This is a genomic window from Myxococcus sp. NMCA1, assembly GCF_026810205.1.
Lineage (GTDB): Bacteria > Myxococcota > Myxococcia > Myxococcales > Myxococcaceae > Myxococcus > Myxococcus xanthus_A.
In genome coordinates, this window is sequence record NZ_CP113950.1 from 2,900,583 (window position 1) to 2,915,893 (window position 15,311).

At 66.9% G+C, this 15,311-nt stretch carries 19 protein-coding genes; 13 read left to right on the plus strand and 6 right to left on the minus strand.

The window, feature by feature from the left end; all coding sequences use genetic code 11:
• The first annotated feature begins 5 nt into the window (after positions 1–5).
• The 8 genes from fliQ (at position 6) to OZ403_RS12575 (ending at position 4,674) form a co-directional block, all read left to right on the plus strand.
• Positions 6–269 (plus strand): flagellar biosynthesis protein FliQ, encoded by a 264-nt coding sequence (gene fliQ, locus OZ403_RS12540; protein WP_002637061.1) that lies wholly within the window; start codon positions 6–8, stop codon positions 267–269.
• Positions 266–1,084, plus strand: coding sequence for a flagellar biosynthetic protein FliR (locus OZ403_RS12545; RefSeq protein WP_140797936.1), 819 nt, complete (start codon positions 266–268; stop codon positions 1,082–1,084). The genes fliQ and OZ403_RS12545 overlap by 4 nt, the downstream gene beginning before the upstream one ends.
• A gap of 22 nt (positions 1,085–1,106) precedes the next feature.
• The gene (gene sctU, locus OZ403_RS12550) at positions 1,107–2,186 is read left to right on the plus strand and encodes a type III secretion system export apparatus subunit SctU (RefSeq protein WP_140789811.1); all 1,080 of its coding nucleotides are present in this window, start codon (positions 1,107–1,109) and stop codon (positions 2,184–2,186) included.
• A 43-nt stretch (positions 2,187–2,229) separates the two neighbouring features.
• The gene (locus OZ403_RS12555) at positions 2,230–2,514 is read left to right on the plus strand and encodes an EscU/YscU/HrcU family type III secretion system export apparatus switch protein (protein WP_011552525.1); all 285 of its coding nucleotides are present in this window, start codon (positions 2,230–2,232) and stop codon (positions 2,512–2,514) included.
• A gap of 47 nt (positions 2,515–2,561) precedes the next feature.
• Entirely contained in the window at positions 2,562–3,041 is a 480-nt protein-coding gene (locus OZ403_RS12560; RefSeq protein WP_026113929.1) for a hypothetical protein, read from the plus strand.
• Between the two features lie 4 nt (positions 3,042–3,045).
• Entirely contained in the window at positions 3,046–3,522 is a 477-nt protein-coding gene (locus OZ403_RS12565) for a SycD/LcrH family type III secretion system chaperone (RefSeq protein WP_140789813.1), read from the plus strand.
• Between the two features lie 93 nt (positions 3,523–3,615).
• Complete coding sequence (locus OZ403_RS12570; protein ID WP_268784305.1) at positions 3,616–4,197, plus strand: hypothetical protein; 582 nt, start codon at positions 3,616–3,618, stop codon at positions 4,195–4,197.
• Between the two features lie 99 nt (positions 4,198–4,296).
• A complete protein-coding gene (locus OZ403_RS12575) occupies positions 4,297–4,674 on the plus strand; it encodes a hypothetical protein (protein WP_140789817.1) in 378 nt (125 codons plus the stop codon).
• Between the two features lie 196 nt (positions 4,675–4,870).
• Here OZ403_RS12575 and OZ403_RS12580 read toward each other — a convergent pair whose 3' ends face one another.
• Positions 4,871–5,095, minus strand: coding sequence for a hypothetical protein (locus OZ403_RS12580; protein WP_002640925.1), 225 nt, complete (start codon positions 5,093–5,095; stop codon positions 4,871–4,873).
• A gap of 263 nt (positions 5,096–5,358) precedes the next feature.
• Here OZ403_RS12580 and OZ403_RS12585 point away from each other — a divergent pair, with 263 nt between their 5' ends.
• Together OZ403_RS12585 and OZ403_RS12590 are read left to right on the plus strand one after the other, a co-directional pair.
• Positions 5,359–6,525: a DUF1521 domain-containing protein gene (locus OZ403_RS12585; protein WP_268784306.1), complete on the plus strand. Its 1,167-nt coding sequence runs from the start codon at positions 5,359–5,361 to the stop codon at positions 6,523–6,525.
• Between the two features lie 59 nt (positions 6,526–6,584).
• Positions 6,585–7,091: a tetratricopeptide repeat protein gene (locus OZ403_RS12590; RefSeq protein ID WP_268784307.1), complete on the plus strand. Its 507-nt coding sequence runs from the start codon at positions 6,585–6,587 to the stop codon at positions 7,089–7,091.
• 194 nt (positions 7,092–7,285) lie between these two features.
• On the opposite strand, the gene OZ403_RS12595 is transcribed toward OZ403_RS12590, so the two are convergent.
• The gene (locus OZ403_RS12595; protein ID WP_002640925.1) at positions 7,286–7,510 is read right to left on the minus strand and encodes a hypothetical protein; all 225 of its coding nucleotides are present in this window, start codon (positions 7,508–7,510) and stop codon (positions 7,286–7,288) included.
• 256 nt (positions 7,511–7,766) lie between these two features.
• On the opposite strand from OZ403_RS12595, the gene OZ403_RS12600 reads away from it, so the two are divergent.
• Positions 7,767–8,225 (plus strand): tetratricopeptide repeat protein, encoded by a 459-nt coding sequence (locus OZ403_RS12600; protein WP_140789821.1) that lies wholly within the window; start codon positions 7,767–7,769, stop codon positions 8,223–8,225.
• A 52-nt stretch (positions 8,226–8,277) separates the two neighbouring features.
• On the opposite strand, the gene OZ403_RS12605 is transcribed toward OZ403_RS12600, so the two are convergent.
• The gene (locus tag OZ403_RS12605; RefSeq protein ID WP_174258735.1) at positions 8,278–9,066 is read right to left on the minus strand and encodes a carboxypeptidase-like regulatory domain-containing protein; all 789 of its coding nucleotides are present in this window, start codon (positions 9,064–9,066) and stop codon (positions 8,278–8,280) included.
• A gap of 234 nt (positions 9,067–9,300) precedes the next feature.
• Between OZ403_RS12605 and sctV the strand changes: the two genes are divergently transcribed.
• Positions 9,301–11,424, plus strand: coding sequence for a type III secretion system export apparatus subunit SctV (sctV, locus tag OZ403_RS12610; RefSeq protein WP_140789823.1), 2,124 nt, complete (start codon positions 9,301–9,303; stop codon positions 11,422–11,424).
• 258 nt (positions 11,425–11,682) lie between these two features.
• Here the strand turns inward: sctV and OZ403_RS12615 are convergent, their stop codons facing one another.
• Both OZ403_RS12615 and OZ403_RS12620 read right to left on the minus strand, forming a co-directional pair.
• Positions 11,683–12,753, minus strand: a complete 1,071-nt coding sequence (locus OZ403_RS12615; RefSeq protein WP_140874308.1) for an FHA domain-containing protein — start codon at positions 12,751–12,753, stop codon at positions 11,683–11,685.
• Between the two features lie 31 nt (positions 12,754–12,784).
• Positions 12,785–13,723: a tetratricopeptide repeat protein gene (locus tag OZ403_RS12620; RefSeq protein ID WP_140797938.1), complete on the minus strand. Its 939-nt coding sequence runs from the start codon at positions 13,721–13,723 to the stop codon at positions 12,785–12,787.
• Between the two features lie 222 nt (positions 13,724–13,945).
• Here OZ403_RS12620 and OZ403_RS12625 point away from each other — a divergent pair, with 222 nt between their 5' ends.
• Positions 13,946–14,464 carry an outer membrane beta-barrel protein gene (locus OZ403_RS12625; RefSeq protein ID WP_174256944.1) on the plus strand — a complete coding sequence of 173 codons (519 nt, stop codon included), beginning with the start codon at positions 13,946–13,948 and terminating at the stop codon, positions 14,462–14,464.
• On the opposite strand, the gene OZ403_RS12630 is transcribed toward OZ403_RS12625, so the two are convergent.
• Entirely contained in the window at positions 14,430–15,236 is an 807-nt protein-coding gene (locus OZ403_RS12630) for an RDD family protein (protein WP_140797940.1), read from the minus strand. The genes OZ403_RS12625 and OZ403_RS12630 overlap by 35 nt on opposite strands.
• Positions 15,237–15,311 lie beyond the last annotated feature (75 nt).

A 15,311-nucleotide genomic window follows, 5' to 3' on the forward strand; every position in this document is an offset into this window, starting at 1 on the left:
GCTCCATGAATCAGCTCACGTTCATCACTCAGGAGGCCCTGTTCCTGGTGCTCGTCGCGTCGGCGCCGCCGGTGCTGATGAGCCTGTTGGTGGGGTTCATCATCTCCCTGTTCCAGGCCACCACGCAGATCCAGGAGCAGACGCTCACCTTCGCGCCGAAGGTCGTCGCCGTGTTCGGCGTCCTCGCGTTGGCCGGTCCCTGGATTGGAAGCCAGTTGGTGCGCTTCACGTTCCACGTCTTCGACAGGTTCCCCGCGCTCATCAAATGAACGTCGCGGACCTCGTCGCAGAGCTGGGCACCCGGGCCAACGTCTCGGCCGTCATCTTCACGGTGGCGCTGGTGATGTGCCGGGTGATGCCCGTGCTCATCTTCAGCCCCTTCCTGGGCGGCGAGGTGGTCCCCACCGAGCTGAAGATGGGCGTCGGGCTGACGCTCTCCATCGTCCTCTATCCGCTCATCGCGGGCTCGGTGACGTCCATCCCCCTGAGCGCCCTGCCGTACATCGCGCTGATGGCGAAGGAGGTGTTCGTCGGCTTCACCATCGCCTTCGTCGTCAACACGCTGTTCGAAGCGGCGCGCGTGGCCGGCAACCTGGTGGACACCATGTCCGGCAGCAACAACGCGCAGCTGTACGTGCCCCAGCTCGGGCAGCAGGTGACGTTGTTCTCCAGCTTCAAGGTGCAGCTGGCGGTGGTGCTGTTCCTCACGCTGAACGGGCACCACCTGGTCATCGAGGCGCTGGCGGACAGCCTGGTGGCGGTGCCGCTGGACGGCTTCCCGCGCTTCCACGACGGGCCGTGGCCCTTCTTCGACCTGATGATTCGCGTGTTCGCGGACCTGCTCAAGGTGAGCCTGTCGCTGGCCGCTCCGGCGATGCTGGCGACCTTCCTCACCGACGTGGCGCTGGGCGCCATCAACCGCGTGGCGCCGCAAATCCAGGTGTTCTTCATCTCCATGTCCGTCAAGCCCCTGGTGAGCGTGCTGCTCGTCTTCCTGGTGCTCGGCGCCTTGATGGACCGCATGCAGGGGGAGATGGTCATCATGCTGCGGACCCTCAACCAAGCCCTGCGGCTCTTGTCCTGAGCCTCTTCATCCGGGACGCGCCATGTCGGACGAGAGCGGCGAAAAAACAGAAGAGCCATCCCAGAAGAAGCTGGATGACTCACGCAAGAAGGGGCAGGTCTGGAAGAGCAAGGACCTCAGCGGCGTGGGTGTGCTCGTGGTGGGGCTGGCTGCCGTCAAAGGCAGCTGGGACATGCTGGAGACGGAGCTGACGTCGCTCTTCCTGTTCTCCTTCGACCACCTGACGAACCCGGTGGACCTGTCGGTCGCCACCGGGCAGCTGCTCTACCTGGGCGTGCGAGCGGTGGTGCTGGTGTCGTTGCCGGTGCTGGCGGGCGGGGCCATTGTCGGCGGACTGTTGGAGTACCTCCAGGTGGGGACGCTCTTCACCATGGATCCGCTGATGCCCAAGATGGAGAAGCTCAACCCCATCCAGGGCATGAAGAACCTGTTCAACAAGAAGGCGATTGTTGAACTGCTGAAGAACCTCATCAAAATCTCCGTCACCGCCTACGTCGTCTACGGCGTGGTGCGCGACTCCATGCCCATGGTGGTCGAAACGTTGCGGCAGGACACTCGCGGCATCATGGCCATCATGGGAGAGCTGGTGACGCGCGTCGCCACGCGGGTGGCGCTCCTCTTCGTCCTCTTCGGCGTCTTCGACGTCTGGTGGCAGCGCAAGTCCTTCATGAAGGACATGATGATGACGAAGGAGGAGGTGAAGAAGGAGTACAAGCAGAGCGAGGGCGACCCGCACCACAAGGCCAAGCGCAAGGAGCTGCACCAGGAAATCATGGAGGGTGCGCAGATGGAGGCCGTGCGTGACGCCGACGTCATCGTCACCAACCCGGACCACGTGGCGGTGGCTCTCAAGTACGACCGGGAGAAGGACGGCGCGCCGCGCGTGCTGGCCCGGGGTATCGACTTCAAGGCCGAGCGCATCAAGGCCATTGCCCGCGAGCAGGACGTGCCCACGCTGCGCAACGTGCCCCTGGCCCACGCCCTGCTGCGGGTGGAGGTGGGGCACGAAGTCCCGGAGGAGCTGTACGACGCGGTCGCCGAGGTCCTCAACTTCGTCTACGGCTTGAAGTCCGGCCAGCCGGTCCCCGAGGGCCGCGCGTGAGCGGGCCGGGTGTGGCTATCATGCAGGGACAGCGGGGCCTCCCATGAGTGACGACGCCGAAATCGCCATCGCGTTGAAGTACGACAAGGAGAAGGACGGCGCGCCGCGCGTGGTGGCCAAGGGCATGCGGCTCAAGGCGGAGAAGATTCGCGAGATTGCCCGCGAGCACAACATCCCCCTCATGCGGAACGTGAACCTGGCCAATGCCCTCTACCGGGTGGAGGTGGGCCAGGAGGTCCCCGAGGAGCTGTATGACGCCGTGGCCGAGGTCCTGAACTTCGTCTACGAGCTGCAACGGGAGCAGGCGGCCGCGGCCGCCAGGCGCTAGGGGGGCTGGACGTCCCCCACCCATCTGGAGTGAGGTTCGGTATCACGATGGCCAGAATCAACAATCCGCCTCCGAATACGTCCCTGTGGCCCTGGGGCGGTCCCCGCAGCGTCCGCGAGCGGCTCGTCGACCCGGCGCAGGTCGACCGGAAGAAGCTCCGCAAGACGGGCAACCCGAAGAACCCGGCGCTCGCGTCCGCGGCGCTGCTGGACTTCATCGGGCCGGCGCACTCCTCGGAGGAGCTCCGCCTGCCGCTGCCGCCGCACCCCGGCGGGCATGAGGCGGACCTGGAGAGATTCAGCGACCGGCCCCACCTGTCCAGCGTGGCGGGCCGGGGGCACGAGGACCAGCGCCGGATGCTGGAGCGGGGCCTGGGCAAGGTGAAGGCGGCCCCGGACCGGTTGGAGCGGCTCAAGGCGCTGCTGCACCGCGAATCCGCCATGCTCTCCCTGGTGGATCAGGTGAACGAGGAGACGAAGGAGATCATCCGCCGCATGTGGGACGCGCAGAAGGACGAGGGCTACTAGCGTCATGGCGGTCCTGGACCCGGATGATCCGAAGGACGAGGCGAAGCTGGACACGCTTCTGCAGCGCTGGGCGGATGGCAAGGCCACGCTGCGGGACGTGCGTGGCTACTCGGACGAAGAGCTCTACGCCATCGCCAAGACGGCCTACTACTTCTTCTATCAAGGCCGGGTGAGCGAGGCGCGCACGCTCTTCCAGGGCCTGTATGCCGTCAACCCGACGGATGCCTACTTCGCCAAGGCCCTGGGCGTGGTGGAGATGGCGGCTGGGAACGGGCAGGGGGCGCTGGCGGCCTTCGACGTAGCCGCCAAGCTGACGCCGCATGATCCGTCCGTCTACGTGGGGCGCGCGGAAGTGAAGCTGGCCATGGGCCAGAAGCCCCAGGCGCTGGAGGATCTGCGCCGGGCGGCGGCGATGCAGCCGGGGGATGACCCCGTGGTGCGCAAGGCGGCGGCCATGATCTCCGCCCTGAGCCGCCGCTGAGGGCCGCATTTCACATCCGGAATCGACTGTTCTTCCGGGGAGTCTGGTAGGCTGCCCGACGCTCAATTCTTCGTCGTCAGGGAGGTCGTTGACATGTCGAACCCGAATCCTGATCCGCGCGTTCCCGCCCAGATGCCTCCGGAGGCCCCGCCCGAACTGGTCGCCAAGCGCGAGCGTCTCGTCACCGAGCTGGAGAACCAGGCGAAGTCCGCGACGGGTACGCTGCAGCAGGTGATGCGGAAGATGTCCTCGCTGCTGGGCAACACCAAGCCCGGTGCTTCGCTGAGCTTCCAGCTCTACCAGGACGTGAAGGACGCCTTTACCCGGCACCTGAACGAGGCGACGAAGACGCCGGCCCTGGCCACCATGCCGCCCGTGCTGGTGGAGTCCGTGGAGTGGATGCAGGCGTACCTGAACGCCCGTGGCTTCTCCACCGACGAAGCCGCTGCCTCCGCGCCCGCCGCCACGGCGGCTCCGGCCGCCGCGCCCAAGGCCCCCGCCGGGCCGGGTGGTGCGAAGGACGCCTTTGAGACGAGCAGCAAGAAGCACGCCTCGTTGACGGGTGACGTGCCGCCTCCGCCGGCCGCGCCGCCGGACGTCAAGGCCGAGCAGAAGGACCTGGAGTCCTTCAAGGCCTGGATGAAGAACCCCAGCCTGGGCAAGCTCAAGGGCTAGTCTCACCGCGTCGGCGCCTGGCCCTTGGGGACGCAACTTGGGGCCTGGCGCCGACGATAACTCCCTCGAGACGTTCTTTTCTTCCGAGGAGATTTCCCCGTGACCACCAAGATTGCGAACAACGCGTCCGCGACGACGCGCAAGTCGACGACGACGACCCCCGAGGCCCAGAAGCAGGCGTGGGAGGGCGTGCTGAACTCCGCCGTGGACCGGATGAACGAGCCGGAGATCAAGGGCAGCCTCCAGTACCTGGGCGAAGGCCGGATCAACACGGTGAAGGAGAAGGTCCAGGGCGAGATGGAGGCCTTCGTCAAGAGCAACCCGAACGCCTCCGCCGACGACGTCAAGTCGCACGCCGAGTCGACGACGAAGAAGCACGAGACGAACGCGATGTTCCAGAAGATGCGGGACGACAACTTCTTCGGGAAGCTGATGAGCCGTCGCAAGGAGCTCCTCAAGGACATGTGGGGCGAGTAGCTCGACTGCGAGCGGCCCCGCCGCACGCCTGTCCTTGAAGCCGCCGCCCGGGTCTCTGACCGGGGCGGCGGTTTTGCTTTGCGGGGTGCTGGGGAAGGGGAGTGGGCGGCGCGGCGAGTCGCTCAAGCCCGCAAAAGCAAGGAGCCGGCATCCCGTGAGGGAAGCCGGCTCCGAGAGTCGCGTTACAGCGGCAGGATTAGATCTTGCCGATGACGGACATCGCGATCTCGTTGAGCTTCTTCATCAGGTTGGCCACGAAGGCGGTGGCCTCCTGCTGCTTCTGGAGCATCAGCTGCGCCTCGGCGCGCTCACGGTCCGGACCCGTCAGACCGGAGAGGGACTTCTGCTCGAGGGCGGAGAGACCCTGGCTGGCTCCGAGGGCCTTCGTGGCGGCGGCGGCGGCGGTGGTGGCGGTGGTCATGGCGTTCTCCAGAAAGTTTGGGAAGCGGGTGGTTTGCGGCGGCGCTGCTTACAAAAGGATTATGGGAGAAAGGGGTCCGGAAGTTTCCTCGGGATTTTCTGATTCTTTTTCCCGCCCTGGCAAGAGGTGCCCCCGCCCCGCGTGATCGGCTCGTGCCTCCTTTTAAGAAAAGCGACGCACCGAGGCGAAACTCCCAGCGCGGAACACCGAAAATCACGGTGAAGCAGCATCGAACATTTCCCCCTCCTTAGGGAGCACCGAATATGTCGAACGGCATCGGCGGAGTTGGCGGTAACCGGCAGCTCACCACGACGCAGGGCGTGGGTAACGTCAACACCTCGACGATCGCGCGCAACGCGCAGCTCATCGAGTCGACGCTGAATCTGGTCGAAAAGGCCGTTGACCTGGCGGGCAAGGCGGTGAGCGTCGCCGGCAAGGCCGTGGATCAGATGTCCCAGGCCGCGGCCTCCACGAAGCAGGCGGGCGCGACGGGCACCAACGCCGCCTTCCCCGCCGAGCGTCCCAACCCCCTGGACGCGGTGCGTGAGGCGAACTCCCTGAAGGTGGAAGAGGGCACCGGGAAGATCACCACCCCGGGCGGCTACACCATCGAGCAGCTGGGCCAGTTCGAGTGGCGCGTAACGGGGCCGGACGGCAACAACACCCGCGTCTGGGGTGATCCGCACGTCGACGAGAGCGACGGCGGCAAGTTCGACTTCAAGCGCGACACCTCCTTCGTCCTGGGTGACGGCACCCGCATCAACTGCTCCTGCAAGCCCTGGGGCAACGGCATGACGGTGACGGGCCAGCTGGACGTCGTCTACGGCGACAGCCACGTGCGCGTGACGGACATCGACAAGGGCAAGGGCAAGGTCGGCCAGGTCACCAACAAGGGCATGGACGAGGTCGTCCGCTTCCACTCGAACCAGTCCGCGGACGTCTTCCACATGGGGCAGAACGCTGCCGACTGGACGTTCCATGGCAAGGAGATTGTCGGCCACGAGAACGGCGGCGACGTGCACAAGGTGGGCGAGGCCGTCATCACCGAGCCGCGCACCATGGCCTTCAACTACTCGGCGGCGGCGGATGCCCCCGCGGCGGGTGAGGTGGCCCAGAACTGGGACATGAACACCAACCTGCCCCAGGCGAAGCCGCTGCCCTGGGACATGAGCAGTGGCAAGCCCGAGCTGAACAAGCTGAACGAGACGTTCGATTCCATCAGCAAGGTGTTCGACCAGCTCAAGAACACCAACGCGAACGGCTTCAACCCGTTCCGCAAGGCGGACGACCTCTTCGGCGCCTACGACAAGAACCAGCACAAGTCCGGGCTGACCCAGTCCTTCAAGGCGCTGGGTGACATGTTCGGGACGCTGGAGAAGCTGTCCAAGCTGAATGATATGGTCCGCTTCCGCGGTCCCCAGTCGTTCTAGCCGCTGGACGTACTTCATCAGGCCAGGTGGGGGACTGCCTGGCCCTTCTCGAGGTTGTCGTGAGCGACTCGGCCCCCAGGGGTGAAAAAGAGAAGGTCGTCGTCCCGGAGACACTCGCCGAGGCGGTGATCCGCGGCGAAATCACCCTGGGGCAGTTCCTCAACCTCTCCAACACGCAGCTCTACGCCTGGGCGGAAAAGGCCTATCAACTCCTCCAGGCGGGTAGCTCGCAGCAGGCCCTGCAGATTTTCCAGGGCCTCGTGGCCGCCTCGCCCACCGACGCCGTCTTCCACGCGCAGCTCGGGGCGACCCTCATGACGCTGGAGCGCTTCGACGAGGCGTTCGACGCCTTCCGGCTGGCGCTCCAGTTCAACGACGGCCACGTGGACGCGCTGGTCGGCCGGGGTGAAATCCAGCTGCGCCGGGGCAATGTCCCCGAGGCGCTCGCGGACCTCAGCAAGGCCATCCAACTGGACCCGGGCCTCAAGCGCCGTGCCACGCAGCGCGCCCACGCGACGCTGCGCACCCTCAAGCAGCAGGCCGACCAGGTGAAGAAGTCCCGGTAGGCCCTCGGGGGCATGCCCCCTCCCGTCGCAACACACACGGCCCGGGCCGCGCGAGTCGTCGCGCAGTCCGGGCTTCGTCGTTTCCGGGCGGGGAGGGGATTGGGTGGTGCTGGGGCCCGTTCAAGCCCGCAAAAGCAAGGAGCCGGCATCCCGTGAGGGAAGCCGGCTCCGAGAGTCGCGTTACAGCGGCAGGATTAGATCTTGCCGATGACGGACATCGCGATCTCGTTGAGCTTCTTCATCAGGTTGGCCACGAAGGCGGTGGCCTCCTGCTGCTTCTGGAGCATCAGCTGCGCCTCGGCGCGCTCACGGTCCGGACCCGTCAGACCGGAGAGGGACTTCTGCTCGAGGGCGGAGAGACCCTGGCTGGCTCCGAGGGCCTTCGTGGCGGCGGCGGCGGCGGTGGTGGCGGTGGTCATGGCGTTCTCCAGAAAGTTTGGGAAGCGGGTGGTTTGCGGCGGCGCTGCTTACAAAAGGATTATGGGGGAAAGGGGTCCGGAAGTTTCCTCCCCATTTTCTGATCCATTTTTTCGCGCCGGCGGCGGGAATATCGCTTCCGAAGCGGCGCACCGTTTTGGTGGAAAAGCCGATAACAGTCTAAGCTCCCGGCGCCCGGAACCGCTTGCCCTACCGGCTCCGGGGCCGTCCTCCCGCCCTCGTGAGGGATGTGTGCAGATGACGACTGAATCCAAGGCAACGGTGACCAACGACGACGTGAAGCCCCTGTCTGGCCCGGAGATGCTCGAACGGGCCACGGAAGGCTTCAACCTCTTCCAGGACGGCCGCTTCCGTGAGTCGCTGACCTTGTTCCAGTCCCTGGCGTCCATGGACCCCACCGAGGCCTACTTCCAGACGGCGCTGGGCGCCTGCCACCTGGCGCTGGAAGACCTGGACCTGGCTGAGTCCTACTTCAACCGCGCCATTGAACTGGACCCCACGGACCTCACGCCCTTCGTCAACCGCGGGGAAGTCCACCTGCGGCTCGGCAAGGTCCACGAGGCGGCTCGGGACTTCAATCACGCGGTGGGTCTGGACCCCGAAGGACAGGATCCGCTCAGCGCCCGCGCTCGGATGCTGGCCGCCGCGGCGCTGGAGAGCGCCGAGGAGTCGCCGTCCTCCGACGGCGCGGCGTAGGCGCGGGCGGGGCCGCTCGAAGGCCCCGGCCCGCCTTCCCTGGCCCTTGGGCTCAGGGGAACTTCAGCTCCACGTCCAGGCGGTACAACCCCTCCATGACGGGCTGGAAGTCGGCCGTCACGGATTCAGCGTAGGTGCCCTGGTCCTGCACGCGGACCTGCAGCGGCCGGACGGCCTGTCCTGGCGGCGCATAACGGCCCGTCACCGTGTAGCGTCCCAACGGGAGGTCCGGGAAGCCGAAGCCGTCCGGCGTGTTGGTGCCCCGGGCCGTCACCGGCGTCCCGGTGCTGCCGTCCACCAGCGAGCCCACCGGGGTGAGCGTCAGCTCCACGTGCTCGCGCTGCAGGGCTTGATCCGGGTCGGCCGGATCCACGTAGTCCGTCAGGTTGAAGTAGACGCCGCTGCCGTAGGCGCCGCCCTCGGGCTTCGCGCCGGTCAGCTTCCAGCTGAAGTCCCGGACGGCGCCCTCGTTGCCCGCGAAGGGGGTGGCGCTGCTGGGGTGCAGCTCGAAGGTGTAGCTGCGGCCGTTGAAGTCGCGCTTGAGCCGCGCGCTGGCGTTCCAGGTGGTCGCCGCCTGGCCCAGCTCCAGCCGGTACGTGCCGTCCGCGCCCGTCACGCCCACCACATTGGAGTTGTAGAGGACCTGGTTGTCGGCCACCACCTCCACCCCGGCCAGGGGCTTGCCCGCGGTGTCCGTGGCCTTGCCCTTGACGACGTTCTTCTCCCTGTCGACAGAGGGGCCAGGGCCGCCGGTGCCGCCGTCCGAGCAGGCCGAACAGGCCAGGGACGCACCCAGCAACATCAGCGGAAGACCCCTGCCCAAGGCATTCTTCAATCGCATCGTGTTCTCCCAGGTTTCGTGTGGCCTGCCCCGGCCCTCCAGGACGGCAGGGCACGACAGGGGGGATGAACCCGCGTGACGGGGCGCGGTGCAAGAACGAATGTCCACTTCGGTTGACTGCCCGGCTGCTTCCGCACGAGGGAGAACGGCGGGTTTCGCCGTGGGGGAGGGGGCCCATCGCGACGCCCCCCCTGACAGAAGGTACCCGGGTTGTCCTAGGATGCCTGACCGCTGATGGCTGCCACCAATCCGAACAGCTTCCTCTCCAAGTACTCCGACATCGTCCTCGCCGTGGTGGTCGTGGCCATCGTCGGGATGATGATCGTCCCGCTGCCCACGCTGCTGCTGGACGTGCTGCTGACGCTGAACATCAGCATCTCGGTGGTGCTGCTCCTCGTGTCCCTCTACGTGCCAGCGGCGCTGCACCTGTCGGTGTTCCCGACGCTGCTGCTCATCACCACGATGTTCCGGCTGTCGCTCACCATCTCAACCACGCGTCTCATCCTCCTCACCGGTGACCCGGGAGAGGTGGTGGTGGCGTTCGGAAACTTCGTGGTGCAGGGCAACTTCGTCGTCGGCGCCATCCTCTTCATCATCCTGGTCATCGTGAACTTCATCGTGATTTCCAAGGGCTCGGAGCGCGTCGCCGAAGTGGCCGCGCGCTTCACCCTGGACGCGATGCCCGGAAAGCAGATGTCCATCGACGCCGACCTGCGGGCGGGCTCCATCGACCAGGACCAGGGCAAGAAGAAGCGCCGCGACCTGGAGCGTGAGAGCCAGCTCTTCGGCGCCATGGACGGCGCCATGAAGTTCGTGAAGGGCGACGCCATCGCGAGCATCATCATCACCGTCGTCAACATCGTCGGTGGCCTCATCATCGGCGTGACGCAGAAGGGCATGTCGGCGGGCGACGCGGCGCAGAAGTACACGCTGCTCACCATCGGTGACGGTCTGGTCGGCATGATTCCCGCCATCCTCGTCTCCACCTGCGCCGGTATCATCGTGACGCGCGTGGCGGGTGAGGAAGAGGGCAATCACCTGGGCATGGACGTGGGCTCCCAGTTGACGGCCTATCCGAAGGCGATCGCCATCGCCGCCGGCATGCTCATCGTCCTGGGCCTGGTGCCCGGTCTGCCCAAGATTCCCTTCTTCCTGCTGGGCATCGGCGCGGGCCTGGGCGCCTGGACGATGCTGAAGAAGCAGAAGCAGGCGGTGGAGGCGGAGGATGCCGGTCCGGCCATGGAGACGGACCTGGGCACGCCGATGGCCTCCGAGCCCGCGCCCAAGGAGGCCCTCAATCCGGACTCCGAGCTGTTCATCCCCGTCGTCACGCCCATCGTCCTGGAGGTCTCTGACGCGCTGGTTCCCTTCGTGGACTCGCGCCAGGACAACGGGAAGTTCCTCTTCGAGCTCATCCCGTTCATGCGTGATGGTCTCTTCGTGGAACTGGGTGTCCGCTTCCCGGGCGTGCGTGCGCGTGGCAACGGCTCGTTGCCGCCGGGCGCGTACCAGATTCAAATCAACGAGGTGCCCGTCGTCACCGGCCAGGCCACGCTGGGCCACGTCCTGGTGAACGACACGGTGGACCGGCTGCGGCTGATGAACATCCAGGGCTTCGAGGCGGTGAACCCCGCCACCCGGCAGCCCGCCGCCTGGGTCCCCGAGCAGTACCGCGACACGCTAGAGGCCGCCGGCCTCACGACGTGGGACGTGCCCGGCTACATCATCCTGCACACCGCCGCCGTGCTGCGGCGCAACGCCCGCGAGTTCGTCGGCGTGCAGGAGACGCAGACGATGCTGGAGCAGCTGGAGAAGGCCTTCCCCGCCATCGTGAAGGAGGTCGTCCCCAAGGTCGTCAACGTGCTGAAGCTGACGGACATCCTCCAGCGCCTGGTGGAGGAGGAGATCTCCATCCGTGACCTGCGCGGCATCCTCCAGGCCCTGGCCGAGTACGGGCAGGTGGAGGCGGACAACGTCATGCTCACCGAGCATGTCCGCGCGGCCCAGCGCCGCTACATCTCCCACAAGTACGCGCGTGGCACCGGCACCCTGGTGGTGTACCTGCTGGACCCGAACATCGAGGACGCCATCCGCGGCTCGGTGAAGCGGACCTCCGCGGGCGCGCACCTGGCGCTGGAGCCGGAGCTGGCGCAGGAAATCGTCCAGGCCGTGCGTTCGGAGTGTGGCCACCTGCCGCCCAGCGCGCAGCGGCCCGTCATCCTCACGGCCATGGACATCCGCCGCTACGTCCGCAAGCTGCTGGAGTACGAGTTCAACCCGTCGTTCTCCGTGCTCAGCTACCAGGAGCTGTCGCCCGAGCTGAACATCCAGCCGGTGGCGCGCATCTCCACGCGCTAGCCGCGGGTTGAGTTCCGCCCGCGCGTGACATGGACGCGCGGGCGGAAGGCCGCCCACTCACGAGGGCAGGTGCGGTTCCCCCGCGCAGGGCGGGCCTCTCCTCTTGAGGGGGGCTGCCGCACGGAGTCTCCCCAGAGCAGGACCTGCCGTGCTGTGACAGGGCGCATGGGCCGTGCCGGGAGTCAGGCGCCTCGGGCGAACAGGCCCTCCCGCGCCGCTGGCGCCATGCGCCTGGGGCACATAGGCTTCGCCCAGACGCTAGGCGCCCGCGAGCACGGCAATCATCAGCACGAGGAAGACCAGGCCCACCACGCCCATCACCACGAGGGGCACGAGCTTGCCCTTGTCCTTGAGCGCCTCCATCGCGCCCGGCTGGGCGGACTCATCCGGCATGGGGTACTCCGCCGACACCGGCGGGGGCGGCTCTTCGGAGACCTGCTCCTCGGGCGGAGGCGCGGGGTCCTCGGCGGGCGGCTCTTCCGGCGCGGGCGCGGGCTCCTCGGGCGGAGGCGCGGGCTCCTCCTCCGGCGGGGGCTCCACGGGCTTGGGCTCCGGGCGCGGACGACGGGGCGAGGGCGGAGGCGGAGCCTTGACCTCGGCGGCCAGCTGAACGGGCTCCTCGGCCGGCTCGGTGGGGTCCACGTACAGGAATCGGGTGGCGCCCACCTCCAGCTCGTCCCCGTCCTTGAGCTGCCGGCGGTTGACCCGCTTCTTGTTCACCTTGATGCCGTTGCGGCTGCCCAAGTCCTCCACATGCGTACCGGACCAGTCGCGGCGCACCTTGGCGTGCTTCCGGGAGACCAGGTCATCCTTGAGGATGATGTCCGCGTCCTTCTCGTCGCGGCCCAGGATGACTTCCTTCGCGTCCCCCAGCTCGATGCGCTCGCCTTCGCGGGGGCCGTTCATGAAGCGCAGGTAGCGCTCCTCGCCGCCGCCGGCCAGGCCGCGCATGGCGTCCTTCACCATGCCCCGGGCGATGAAGGACGTCTTTTCCCCTCCAGCTTCGGGGTTCAGGTCCATCACCCGCTCGAAGCGGACGTCGAACGTGGCGATGGCGATGACGTCGCCGTTGCGCAGCAGCCGCTTCTCGCCCTTGGGCACGGGCTTGCCGTTGATCTGCGTGCCGTAGGAGCTGCCCAGGTCCTCCACGAAGAAGAGCGTCCCCTCCTGGCAGATGCGCGCATGGTTGCGCGACACCGCCTGCTGGGCGAGCACGACCTGGCAAGCCTTGTCGCGGCCCAGGGTGATGACCGCGTCGTCGAGGACGAACTCGGTGCTCTGGGCAGCGCCGGCCTCGCTGCGCTGCGTGACGGTGAGACGAACGCTCATCGAGGAGGAGGGGAGTCGGGAAGGCGGGACATCAGAACGTCGCGTCGCTCAGGAATCTCTCACACGTCTGGTACTCCGTGGGGAATTCCTCAGACGTCCCGTACTTCAGGAAGTTCTTGCAGGCGATCTGCGCGTGCTCGCGCTTGTGGGCTTCGAAGAAGAGTTCGTAGAGGCCGTAGTGGCAGGCGGCGTACTTCGCATCCAGCTTGACGCACTTGCGGTAGGTGGCCTCTTCCTCCGCCAGCAGGCCCTTCTCGCGGTACTGACGCGCGAGGATGTAGAGCGCGGGCGCGGAGTTCTCCGCCTGCTGCGTGTCCTTGATCTCCTTGAAGGCCGCGTCGGTGAGGGCCGTCTTGCGCTGAGCCAGGGACAGGTTGTTGATGCAGCTGCTGTTGCTGGGGTCCAGCTGGGCGCAGTTGGCGAAGGACTCACGCGCTTCCTGGAAGCGGCCCAGCTCCATCAGCGCGGTGCCCAGGTCGTGCCACATCACGGGCGAATCCTGGACCAGTTGCGTGGCCCGGGAGAGGTGCTCGCCAGCCGTGTCGTATTCACCTTCTGAGTAGGCGATGACACCTAAGGTGTGGTGCGCGTCGGCGATACCGGGGTTGACGGCCAGGAGCGTGCGCAGCTCCTTCTTGGACTCGTCCATCTTCCCCATCTTCATCAGAGAGAGGGCCAGATTGTAGCGCGACTCGAGGTTGTCCGGGTTGACCTTCAGGGCCCGGCGGAAGTTGTCGTGCGCCTTCCCGTACGCACCTTCCTGCATGTAGATGGCGCCGAGGTTCTGGTACGCCTGGAGGTGCTCCTGGTTGTAGCGCAGGGCCTTGATGAAGTGCTTCTTCGCGTCCTCGTAGCGGCCCGAGTACATGGCGATGAGGCCCTTGTTGGACCAGAGGTCCGCGTACTGGGGGGAGAACTCCAGGCCCAGGTCGCAGAACGTATCCGCGCGGGTCAGGTCGCCCTTGGCCATCTCCTGCGTGCACAGCTCATTGTTGATGAGCGCCCGCTCATGCGGCGGCGGGGTCCGGACGCAGGCGACGAAGGGCAGGGCGGAGACCAGGGACAGCGCAGCAACAAGTCGGCGGACACGCATGGCGGAGCGAGTGTAGGAGAGCGCCCGCGCCCAGGCAACGCCCGGAGTGGCTTGAATCCAGGCTGTTTTCCGGGGGTTACGCCGGTAGAGTGGCGGCCCATGCGTACCCTGCTCTGCACCCTCGGCTTTACCCTGGCACTGCTGTCGGCCAGCCCCGCGCATGCCCAGTTCGCCAATCGCAGCCTGGGCCTGTCACTGGGCTACATGGACTTCAACCGGACGAACGGCCTGGATGACGCGTTCTTCGTGGGCGTCGACGCCAGCCTCTACATCGAGAACGGCTTCGAGGTGGTCTCCCTGTCGAAGATCGCGTTCCCGCGCGACACCACGGACCGCAACGAGAAGCGCGTGGTGGGCCTGGCGCCGTCCATCGGCATCCGGTACCTGCTGATGGAGGAGTCCATCCGCCCCTATGTGGGCTCGGACCTGAGCTACCTCGTCGTCTTCAAGAACAGCGTCAGCAACTTCGTGGGCATTGGCCCCAACGTCGGCATCGACTTCTTCGTGTCGGACTCGGTGAGCGTGGGCGCGCGCGCGCAGTACAACTTCTACATCGCGCTCAACGAGAAGACGCAGCGCACGCTCACGCTGTCTGCCGGCGCTGCGGCGTACTTCTAGGCTGTCCCTTCGGCGGTAGCAGGGCCGCGGCCACCAGCAGCGCCCACTTCTCGTCGGAGAGGTGGGCCGGCTTCTCCATGGCCAGCGCGTCCTGCAGCCGTGCTCCCAGCGCCGCGAATAGCCGGAGCCGCGCCTCCATGCGCAGATCCTCGCGGCGCAGGGCCGCTGTCAGCACCACTTCCCGCTCCTCGCTGGACAGGCGCTTCACGCGCGACACGAAGAGCGGATCCGCCAGCAGCCCTTCCTCGCCGGGGGTTCCCAGGGCGGAGGGCACCTTCAGGCGCCGCTCGCGCACCACCAGCGTTCCCGCCAGCATGTCCCCCAGCCGCTGCTGGGAGCCGGACACGAGCGCGGTGAGCCCTCCCACCAGGTAGAACAGGGGCAGCCGGTCCACCGGACGCGCCAGGTTGCGCAGCGCCGCGTGGTAGAAGCCGATGCGCACGCCGCTCTCCTGGATGACCCGCAGCGACATCACCCGCTTGCCCACGGTGCGTCCGCTCCACACCGTCTCCAGCGTTATCGCGTAGCCCCAGTCCACCAGGAAGTAGATGACGATGGACAGCGCGCTGGCGAAGCCCGGGAAGGCGAACATCACCAGGCTGAGCGTCGTCAGGATGGTGCCGGTGAGCAGCGTGACGATGACGGCGTCCAGCAGCCACGCCAGGAAGCGCGAGTACAGGCCCGCGAGCGTGAAGCGGAACTCCACGTACTCGGGGGTGAGCACCGTGTGGGTGCCGTCCAGCAGGGTGTCGGTGGCGGTCGTCACCGACACAGTCTAGCCGCGGCGGCGCACGTGCGGGCGGCTCGAGGCACATTCGTCGCGGCTCCAACGATTTCAGTGAGGGCG